Source organism: Zavarzinia aquatilis, from assembly GCF_003173035.1.
In the GTDB taxonomy this organism is placed as follows: domain Bacteria; phylum Pseudomonadota; class Alphaproteobacteria; order Zavarziniales; family Zavarziniaceae; genus Zavarzinia; species Zavarzinia aquatilis.
In genome coordinates this window covers 142,638-149,973 of the sequence record NZ_QGLE01000012.1, presented here as the reverse complement: position 1 = coordinate 149,973, position 7,336 = coordinate 142,638, and the positions used below count along the sequence as shown (strand labels likewise).

Annotated in this window: 17 protein-coding genes; all 17 read left to right on the top strand. The window is 63.8% G+C overall.

Translation table 11 applies throughout. From position 1 onward, the window contains the following. On the top strand, positions 1 to 122 hold a 122-nt coding region (locus DKG74_RS22445; protein WP_133251593.1), incomplete at its 5' end, for an EF-Tu C-terminal domain-related protein. A 28-nt stretch (positions 123 to 150) separates the two neighbouring features. Next, a complete protein-coding gene (gene rpsJ / locus DKG74_RS18100) occupies positions 151 to 459 on the top strand; it encodes a 30S ribosomal protein S10 (protein ID WP_109907585.1) in 309 nt (102 codons plus the stop codon). A gap of 10 nt (positions 460 to 469) precedes the next feature. Continuing rightward, positions 470 to 1,168, top strand: coding sequence for a 50S ribosomal protein L3 (gene rplC, locus DKG74_RS18095; RefSeq protein WP_109907584.1), 699 nt, complete (start codon positions 470 to 472; stop codon positions 1,166 to 1,168). A gap of 3 nt (positions 1,169 to 1,171) precedes the next feature. Next, positions 1,172 to 1,789 carry a 50S ribosomal protein L4 gene (rplD, locus tag DKG74_RS18090; RefSeq protein ID WP_109907583.1) on the top strand — a complete coding sequence of 206 codons (618 nt, stop codon included), beginning with the start codon at positions 1,172 to 1,174 and terminating at the stop codon, positions 1,787 to 1,789. Then, positions 1,786 to 2,079, top strand: coding sequence for a 50S ribosomal protein L23 (locus DKG74_RS18085; RefSeq protein WP_109907582.1), 294 nt, complete (start codon positions 1,786 to 1,788; stop codon positions 2,077 to 2,079). The genes rplD and DKG74_RS18085 overlap by 4 nt, the downstream gene beginning before the upstream one ends. Positions 2,080 to 2,083: 4 nt before the next feature. After that, on the top strand, positions 2,084 to 2,914 hold the full coding sequence (gene rplB, locus DKG74_RS18080) for a 50S ribosomal protein L2 (protein ID WP_109907581.1): 831 nt from the start codon (positions 2,084 to 2,086) through the stop codon (positions 2,912 to 2,914). A gap of 11 nt (positions 2,915 to 2,925) precedes the next feature. Beyond that, positions 2,926 to 3,204 carry a 30S ribosomal protein S19 gene (gene rpsS, locus DKG74_RS18075; RefSeq protein WP_109907580.1) on the top strand — a complete coding sequence of 93 codons (279 nt, stop codon included), beginning with the start codon at positions 2,926 to 2,928 and terminating at the stop codon, positions 3,202 to 3,204. Positions 3,205 to 3,208: 4 nt separating this feature from the next. Then, on the top strand, positions 3,209 to 3,595 hold the full coding sequence (rplV, locus tag DKG74_RS18070; RefSeq protein ID WP_109907579.1) for a 50S ribosomal protein L22: 387 nt from the start codon (positions 3,209 to 3,211) through the stop codon (positions 3,593 to 3,595). 3 nt (positions 3,596 to 3,598) lie between these two features. Beyond that, positions 3,599 to 4,375: a 30S ribosomal protein S3 gene (rpsC, locus tag DKG74_RS18065; protein ID WP_109907578.1), complete on the top strand. Its 777-nt coding sequence runs from the start codon at positions 3,599 to 3,601 to the stop codon at positions 4,373 to 4,375. 6 nt (positions 4,376 to 4,381) lie between these two features. Continuing rightward, positions 4,382 to 4,801: a 50S ribosomal protein L16 gene (rplP, locus tag DKG74_RS18060; RefSeq protein WP_109907577.1), complete on the top strand. Its 420-nt coding sequence runs from the start codon at positions 4,382 to 4,384 to the stop codon at positions 4,799 to 4,801. A 2-nt stretch (positions 4,802 to 4,803) separates the two neighbouring features. Next, positions 4,804 to 5,010 carry a 50S ribosomal protein L29 gene (gene rpmC, locus DKG74_RS18055; RefSeq protein ID WP_109907576.1) on the top strand — a complete coding sequence of 69 codons (207 nt, stop codon included), beginning with the start codon at positions 4,804 to 4,806 and terminating at the stop codon, positions 5,008 to 5,010. Between the two features lie 33 nt (positions 5,011 to 5,043). Continuing rightward, positions 5,044 to 5,313, top strand: coding sequence for a 30S ribosomal protein S17 (rpsQ, locus tag DKG74_RS18050; RefSeq protein ID WP_109907575.1), 270 nt, complete (start codon positions 5,044 to 5,046; stop codon positions 5,311 to 5,313). Positions 5,314 to 5,339: 26 nt separating this feature from the next. After that, the gene (rplN, locus tag DKG74_RS18045) at positions 5,340 to 5,708 is read left to right on the top strand and encodes a 50S ribosomal protein L14 (RefSeq protein ID WP_109907574.1); all 369 of its coding nucleotides are present in this window, start codon (positions 5,340 to 5,342) and stop codon (positions 5,706 to 5,708) included. Continuing rightward, positions 5,708 to 6,046 carry a 50S ribosomal protein L24 gene (rplX, locus tag DKG74_RS18040; protein ID WP_109907573.1) on the top strand — a complete coding sequence of 113 codons (339 nt, stop codon included), beginning with the start codon at positions 5,708 to 5,710 and terminating at the stop codon, positions 6,044 to 6,046. Before rplN ends, rplX begins: the two co-directional genes overlap by 1 nt. After that, positions 6,039 to 6,596 carry a 50S ribosomal protein L5 gene (gene rplE / locus DKG74_RS18035; RefSeq protein ID WP_109907572.1) on the top strand — a complete coding sequence of 186 codons (558 nt, stop codon included), beginning with the start codon at positions 6,039 to 6,041 and terminating at the stop codon, positions 6,594 to 6,596. The genes rplX and rplE overlap by 8 nt, the downstream gene beginning before the upstream one ends. A 10-nt stretch (positions 6,597 to 6,606) precedes the next feature. Beyond that, positions 6,607 to 6,912, top strand: a complete 306-nt coding sequence (gene rpsN, locus DKG74_RS18030; protein ID WP_109907571.1) for a 30S ribosomal protein S14 — start codon at positions 6,607 to 6,609, stop codon at positions 6,910 to 6,912. A gap of 11 nt (positions 6,913 to 6,923) precedes the next feature. Then, complete coding sequence (rpsH, locus tag DKG74_RS18025; protein ID WP_109907570.1) at positions 6,924 to 7,322, top strand: 30S ribosomal protein S8; 399 nt, start codon at positions 6,924 to 6,926, stop codon at positions 7,320 to 7,322. Positions 7,323 to 7,336: the final 14 nt, after the last annotated feature.

The following is a 7,336-nucleotide window of genomic DNA, read 5'->3' as shown; positions in this document are numbered from 1 at the left end:
ACAACGTCGCGATGTCGGTCGAGCTGATCGCTCCGATCGCCATGGACGATGGTCTGCGTTTCGCGATCCGCGAAGGCGGCCGCACCGTCGGTGCCGGCGTCGTCGCCTCGATCGAGAAGTAAGACGCCGCGTGCATCGAGGATTCTGAAGATGGACAGCCAGAATATCCGCATCCGCCTGAAGGCGTTCGATCATCGCGTGCTCGACCAGTCGACCAGCGAGATCGTCAATACGGCGAAGCGGACCGGCGCGCGGGTTCGGGGACCGATCCCGCTGCCGACCAAGATCGAAAAGTTCACGGTGCTGCGTTCGCCGCACATCGACAAGAAGAGCCGCGAGCAGTTCGAGATTCGGACTCACAAGCGTCTCCTCGACATCGTCGACCCGACCCCGCAGACCGTGGACGCGCTGATGAAGCTCGACCTCGCCGCTGGCGTCGACGTCGAGATCAAGCTCTGAGGGTGATGCCATGCGTTCCGGTGTGATCGCCAAGAAAATCGGGATGACTCGGCTGTTCGCGGCCGACGGCGCCCATGTGCCGGTGACGGTGCTGCAGATCGACAATCTGCAGGTCGTCGCCACCCGCACGGTCGAGACCGACGGCTACACCGCCGTTCAGCTCGGTTCCGGCAAGGCCAAGGTCAAGAACGTCTCGAAGCCCATGCGTGGCCACTACGCCAAGGCGGGTGTCGAGCCGAAGATGAAGCTGGTCGAATTCCGCGTGTCGGAAGACGCCCTGCTGAACGTCGGCGACGAGCTTTCGGTCGAGCATTTCAATGTCGGCCAGAAGATCGACGTGACCGGCGAGACCAAGGGCAAGGGCTTCCAGGGCGTCATGAAGCGCTGGAACTTCGGCGGCCTGCGCGCCACCCACGGCGTTTCGGTCTCCCACCGTTCCCACGGCTCGACCGGCCAGCGCCAGGACCCCGGCAAGGTGTTCAAGGGCAAGAAGATGGCGGGTCATCTGGGTTCGGAGCGGGTCACCGTCCAGAACCTCGAAGTCGCCAAGGTCGACGAACCCCGTGGCCTCATTCTGGTCAAGGGTGCCGTCCCGGGTGCCAAGGGCTCCTATGTGCTCGTCCGCGACGCCGTGAAGGTGAAGCAGGACGGCCTGCCCCTGCCGGGCAAGGTCAAGGCGCCGGCCGCGGCCGCGTCTCAGGAGGGCTGATAGATGAAGGCCGATATCACCACGCTCGACGCCACCGTCGCCGGGTCGATCGACCTCGCCGATGATGTGTTCGGTCTGGAGCCGCGCGCTGACATCCTGCACCGCATGGTGCTGTGGCAGCTCGCCAAGCGCCAGGCGGGCACGCATCGCATCAAGACGGTCAGCGAGATCACCGCGACCACCAAGAAGATGTACCGCCAGAAGGGCACGGGCCATGCCCGTCACGGCTCGAAGAAGGTCGGCAACTTCCGCGGCGGCGCGAAGACCATGGGCCCGGTCGTCCGTTCCCATGCCTTCGACCTGCCGAAGAAGGTGCGCAAGCTCGCGCTGCGCAACGCGCTCTCGGCCAAGGCCAAGGCCGGCCAGCTCGTGGTGCTCGAGAATGCCGCTTTCGAAGCGGGCAAGACCGCCGCGCTGAAGGCGAAGTTCGACACCCTGGGCTGGAACTCGGTCCTCGTCGTCGATACCGAGCTGAACGAGGGCTTCGCCCGCGCTGCCCGCAACATTCCGCATGTCGACGTCCTGCCGACCGTCGGTGCCAATGTCTACGACATCCTGCGTCGTGAGAAGCTGGTGCTGACCAAGGCCGCCGTCGAAAGCCTGGAGGCCCGCCTGAAATGAGCGAGCTGAAGCATTACGACCTCATTCTGTCGCCGGTGATCACGGAAAAGTCGACCGCCGTCTCGGAATTCAACCAGGTTGTCTTCAAGGTTCCGCTGACCGCGACCAAGCCGGAAATCCGCGCCGCCGTCGAGAAGCTGTTCCAGGTGAAGGTGACCGCCGTCAACACGATCCGCACCGAGGGCAAGACCAAGCGTTTTCGCGGTCGCCTCGGCAAGCGGTCGGATGTCAAGAAAGCCGTCGTGACCCTGGCCGAAGGCCAGTCGATCGACGTGACGACCGGGATCTAAGACCATGGCGTTGAAGACTTTCCGTCCGATCACCCCGTCGCTTCGCGGCACGGTGCTGATCGACCGTTCGGACCTCTACAAGGGCAAGCCGGTCAAGACCCTGACCGAAGGCCTGACCAAGAACGCCGGGCGTAACAACCACGGCCGCATCACCATGCGGCGCGTCGGCGGCGGCCACAAGAAGGCCTACCGTCTGGTCGACTTCAAGCGTCGCAAGTTCGACGTGCCGGCGACCGTGGAGCGGATCGAATATGATCCGAACCGCACCGCCTTCATCGCCCTCATCCGCTACGAGGATGGCGAACTCTCCTACATCCTGGCGCCTCAGCGCCTTGCTGTGGGCGATACCGTCGTCGCGGGCGAAAAGGTCGACGTGAAGCCGGGCAACGCCGCGCCGCTGAAGAACCTGCCGATCGGCACCATCGTCCACAATGTGGAGCTGAAGATCGGCAAGGGCGGCGCCATCGCCCGTTCGGCCGGCACCTTCGCCCAGATCGTGGGCCGCGACGGCGCCTATGTCATTCTGCGCCTGTCGTCGGGCGAGCAGCGTCTGGTCCGTGGCGAGTGCATCGCCTCGGTCGGCGCCGTGTCGAACCCCGACAACCAGAACACCAAGGTCGGTAAGGCTGGCCGCAACCGTTGGCTGGGCATCCGCCCGTCGGTCCGCGGTGTGGCCATGAACCCGATCGATCACCCGCATGGTGGTGGCGAAGGCCGGACTTCCGGTGGCCGTCATCCCGTGACGCCGTGGGGCAAGGGCACGAAGGGCAACAAGACTCGCAATAACAAGCGGTCCGATGCCTTCATCCTGCGCTCGCGTCACGCCAAGAAGTAACGGAGACCGCCGTGACTCGTTCAGTTTGGAAAGGTCCGTTCGTCGATGGCTATCTGCTGAAGAAGGCAGAAACCACTCGCGCCTCGGGCCGCAAGGAAGTTATCAAGACCTGGTCGCGCCGTTCGACCATTCTGCCCCAGTTCCTGGGGCTGACGTTCGGCGTGCACAATGGCCACAAGTTCATCCCCGTGTTGGTGAACGAGGACATGGTCGGTCACAAGCTCGGCGAATTCGCGCCGACGCGGACCTACTATGGCCACGCCGCCGACAAGAAGGCGAAGAGGAAGTAAGGCCATGTCGAAGCCCAAGAATCCCCGCCGCGTCGCGGAGAACGAGGCGCTCGCGATTGGCAACAATCTGCGGTCCTCGACCCGCAAGCTGAACCTTGTCGCGGAGCAGATCCGCGGCAAGGCCGTCTCGACCGCGCTGGCCGAACTCGCCTTCTCGAAGAAGCACATCGCCCGCGATGTGAAGAAAGTCCTCGAGAGCGCGATCGCCAACGCCGAGAACAACCATCAGCTCGACGTCGACAGCCTCGTGGTCGCTCAGGCCACGGTCGGCCGTTCGCTGGCGATGCGTCGGTTCCATGCCCGTGCCCGCGGCCGCGCCGCCGGCATCGTCAAGGAATTCTCGAATATCACGGTCGTCGTGCGTGAGCGCGCCGAGGCGGTTGAGGAGTAAGCCATGGGTCAGAAGGTCAATCCGGTCGGCCTGCGCCTGGGCATCAACCGCACCTGGGATTCGCGCTGGTTCGCGAGCAAGAAGGATTTCGCCGGTCTTCTTCATGAAGACCTGAAGATCCGCAAGTTCCTGGAAAAGAAGCTGGCTTCGGCCGGCATCGCCCGCGTGGTGATCGAACGTCCGGCCAAGAAGTGCCGCGTCACGATCCACACCGCGCGTCCGGGCGTCGTCATCGGCAAGAAGGGCGCGGACATCGAGAAGCTGCGTTCCGAACTCGCCAAGATGACGAAGTCGGAAGTCAGCCTGAATATCGTCGAGATCCGCAAGCCGGAAATCGACGCGAAGCTGATCGCCGAGAATATCGCCCAGCAGCTGGAACGCCGTGTCGCCTTCCGCCGCGCCATGAAGCGCAGCGTGCAGTCGGCCATGCGCCTCGGCGCCGGCGGCATCCGCATCAACTGCGGCGGCCGTCTCGGCGGCGCGGAAATCGCCCGTATCGAATGGTACCGTGAAGGTCGCGTGCCCCTGCACACGCTTCGCGCGGACATCGACTTCGGCCGCGGCACTGCCCATACCGCCATGGGCACCTGCGGCGTGAAGGTGTGGGTGTTCAAGGGCGAGATTCTGGCCCACGACCCGATGGCCCAGGACAAGCGCCTGGCCGAACAAGCCAATCAGGCCCGCCCCGAGCGTGAGCCGCGTGAACATCGCGAACGGCGTGACCGCCGTGGCGATCGTGGCCGCGGTCCTGCCGCGCCGGCCGATAGCGACGCGGAGTAATTCGCCATGCTGCAACCGAAGCGTACAAAGTTCCGCAAGGCCTTCAAGGGCCGGATCCATGGCAATGCCAAGGGCGGCACCTCGTTGACCTTCGGCGCCTTCGGCCTGAAGGCGCTGGAGCCGGAACGCGTGACGGCGCGTCAGATCGAGGCGGCCCGCCGCGCGATCACCCGCCACATCAAGCGTCAGGGCCGCGTGTGGATCCGGATTTTCCCGGACGTGCCGGTGTCGAAGAAGCCGACCGAAGTCCGCATGGGTAAGGGTAAGGGCGCCCCGGAATTGTGGGTGGTCCGGGTGAAGCCCGGCCGCATCATGTTCGAAATGGACGGCGTTCCGGCCGAGCTGGCGAAGGAAGCCTTCGCCCGCGGCGCCGCGAAATTGCCGATTGCGACGAAATTCGTCGCCCGGCTCGGTGAGGGAGCTTGATCATGGCGAGCGTCAAGGCTAAAGATTTGCGCCTCAAGACGGCCGACGAACTGAAGGACCGACTTTCGGTCCTGAAGAAGGAGCAGTTCAACCTGCGCTTTCAGAAGGCGACGGGCCAGCTCGAGAATACTGCGCGTCAGGGTGCTGTGAAGACGGAGATCGCGCAGATCCTGACCGTGTTGAAGGAAAAGGCGGCCGCCTCGGCCTGATGGGCCGAGGGACGCGTCTTTGGGAGAGACTAGATGCCGAAGCGAGTGTTGCAGGGCGTCGTGGTGAGCGACAAGACCGACAAGACTGTTGTCGTCAAGGTCGAACGCCGCGTGCTGCACCCGGTGCTGAAGAAGGTGGTACGCCGGTCCAAGAAGTACCACGCTCACGACGAAACCAATCAGTACAAGATTGGCGATGTCGTGAACATTCAGGAGAGCCGTCCCTATTCCAAGCTGAAGACCTGGGAGGTCATCGGCGCGGTGGGTGCAGACGGTAAGCCCCTCACTCAGGCCCAGGCCTGAACCGGGACCTTTAGGAGTAGCGAGACATGATCCAGATGCAGACGAACCTGGACGTGGCCGACAATTCGGGCGCGCGTCGGGTGATGTGCATCAAGGTGCTGGGCGGCGCGGGACGTCGTTATGCCAGCGTCGGTGACATCATCGTCGTTTCCGTGAAGGAAGCGATTCCCCGTGGCCGCGTGAAGAAGGGCGACGTTCATCGCGCCGTCGTCGTGCGCACGGCCAAGGAAGTGCGTCGCGCCGACGGCACGGCCATCCGTTTCGACCACAATGCAGCCGTTCTGATCAACAAGCAGAACGAGCCGATCGGCACCCGTATCTTCGGGCCGGTCGTGCGTGAGCTGCGCGCCCGCAACCACATGAAGATCATCAGCCTCGCGCCGGAGGTGCTGTGATGTCCGCACACCCCGATCATCAGAAGATCCGCATCCGCAAGGGCGACAAGGTCGTCGTGCTGAGCGGCAAGGACAAGGGCAAGCACGGTGAAGTGCTCCGCGTCCTGCCGACGGAAGCGCGCGCTGTCGTTGGCGGCGTCAATCTCGTGAAGCGCCACACCAAGGCGACCCAGACCAATCAGGGCGGGATCGTCGAGAAGGAAGCGGCGATCCATGTGTCCAACCTCGGCATCGAGGACCCGCGCGACGGCAAGGCCACGCGCATCGGGTTCAAGGTGCTCGAAGATGGCCGCAAGGTCCGCGTGGCCAAGCGTTCGGGAGATGTGATCGATGTCTGATACCCGCATCGAGCCGCGCCTGAAGCGGCAGTACAAGGAATCCATCCGGGCCAAGCTGCTTGAGCAGTTCGGCTACGCGAACGTGATGCAGGTTCCCCGCCTGGAAAAGATCGTCATCAACATGGGCGTCGGCGAAGCCGCGACCGATGGCAAGAAGATCCAGGGCGCGGTCGAGAACATGACCGCGATCACGGGCCAGAAGCCGGTGATCACCAAGTCGACCAAGGCGATCGCGGGCTTCAAGCTGCGCGAGGGTGCCCCGGTCGGCGTGAAGGTCACCCTGCGCGCGGACCGCATGTATGAATTCCTCGATCGCCTGGTGACGATCGCGCTGCCGCGCGTTCGCGACTTCCGTGGTCTGAACGGGAAGAGCTTCGATGGCCGTGGCAATTACGCCATGGGTCTGAAGGAGCAGATCATTTTCCCGGAAATCAACTACGACAAGGTCGACACCGTTCGCGGTATGGACATCGTCATCTGCACGACGGCAACGAAGGACGAGGAAGCCAAGGCGCTTCTCGCCGCCTTCGAGCTGCCGTTCTATAACTGAGGATAGGCACATGGCTAAGACGAGTGCCGTCGAAAAGAACAAGCGCCGCGCCAAGCTGGCTGCCCAGCACGCCGCCAAGCGCGCCCGGCTGAAGGCCATCGTCATGGATCAGAAGATCTCCGACGAAGACCGGTTCGCCGCCACCCTGAAGCTTGCGGAAATGCCGCGTAACGGTGCGAAGAACCGCATCCGTCTGCGCTGCGAAGTCTCGGGCCGCGCCCGGGGCAACTATCGCAAGCTGAAACTGTCCCGTATCGCGCTGCGTGATCTGGCCTCTGCCGGCCAGATCCCCGGCATGGTCAAGTCGAGCTGGTAAGGAGAACCGCGATGGCACTGAGCGATCCGCTCGGCGATATGCTGACGCGCATCCGTAATGGCCAGTCCGCCGCCAAGGCGACTGTTCGTTCCCCCGCGTCGAAGCTGCGTGCGCGCGTTCTCGATGTCCTGGTCACCGAGGGTTATATCCGCGGTTATCATGACGCCGTGTCCGCGACTGGCGCGCCCGAAATCGAAATCGAGTTGAAGTATCACGAGGGTCTGCCGGTCATTCAGTCGATTGACCGCGTGTCCCGTCCCGGTCGCCGCGTTTATTCGTCGATCAAGGATCTGCCGACGTTCCGCAACGGGCTCGGCATCCAGATCCTGTCGACGCCGCGTGGCGTGATGTCCGACGCCGCCGCACGCGCCGCCAATGTTGGCGGTGAAGTGCTGTGCCGCGTGTTCTGACCCCGGCAAGGAGG

Excerpts from the sequence above, each read along its gene's own strand:
- rpsJ (WP_109907585.1), top strand. The coding sequence starts at position 151 with ATGGACAGCCAGAATATCCGCATCCGCCTGAAGGCGTTCGATCATCGC.
- rplC (WP_109907584.1), top strand. The coding sequence starts at position 470 with ATGCGTTCCGGTGTGATCGCCAAGAAAATCGGGATGACTCGGCTGTTC.
- rplD (WP_109907583.1), top strand. The coding sequence starts at position 1,172 with ATGAAGGCCGATATCACCACGCTCGACGCCACCGTCGCCGGGTCGATC.
- DKG74_RS18085 (WP_109907582.1), top strand. The coding sequence starts at position 1,786 with ATGAGCGAGCTGAAGCATTACGACCTCATTCTGTCGCCGGTGATCACG.
- rplB (WP_109907581.1), top strand. The coding sequence starts at position 2,084 with ATGGCGTTGAAGACTTTCCGTCCGATCACCCCGTCGCTTCGCGGCACG.
- rplV (WP_109907579.1), top strand. The coding sequence starts at position 3,209 with ATGTCGAAGCCCAAGAATCCCCGCCGCGTCGCGGAGAACGAGGCGCTC.
- rpsC (WP_109907578.1), top strand. The coding sequence starts at position 3,599 with ATGGGTCAGAAGGTCAATCCGGTCGGCCTGCGCCTGGGCATCAACCGC.
- rplP (WP_109907577.1), top strand. The coding sequence starts at position 4,382 with ATGCTGCAACCGAAGCGTACAAAGTTCCGCAAGGCCTTCAAGGGCCGG.
- rpmC (WP_109907576.1), top strand. The coding sequence starts at position 4,804 with ATGGCGAGCGTCAAGGCTAAAGATTTGCGCCTCAAGACGGCCGACGAA.
- rpsQ (WP_109907575.1), top strand. The coding sequence starts at position 5,044 with ATGCCGAAGCGAGTGTTGCAGGGCGTCGTGGTGAGCGACAAGACCGAC.
- rplN (WP_109907574.1), top strand. The coding sequence starts at position 5,340 with ATGATCCAGATGCAGACGAACCTGGACGTGGCCGACAATTCGGGCGCG.
- rplX (WP_109907573.1), top strand. The coding sequence starts at position 5,708 with ATGTCCGCACACCCCGATCATCAGAAGATCCGCATCCGCAAGGGCGAC.
- rplE (WP_109907572.1), top strand. The coding sequence starts at position 6,039 with ATGTCTGATACCCGCATCGAGCCGCGCCTGAAGCGGCAGTACAAGGAA.
- rpsN (WP_109907571.1), top strand. The coding sequence starts at position 6,607 with ATGGCTAAGACGAGTGCCGTCGAAAAGAACAAGCGCCGCGCCAAGCTG.
- rpsH (WP_109907570.1), top strand. The coding sequence starts at position 6,924 with ATGGCACTGAGCGATCCGCTCGGCGATATGCTGACGCGCATCCGTAAT.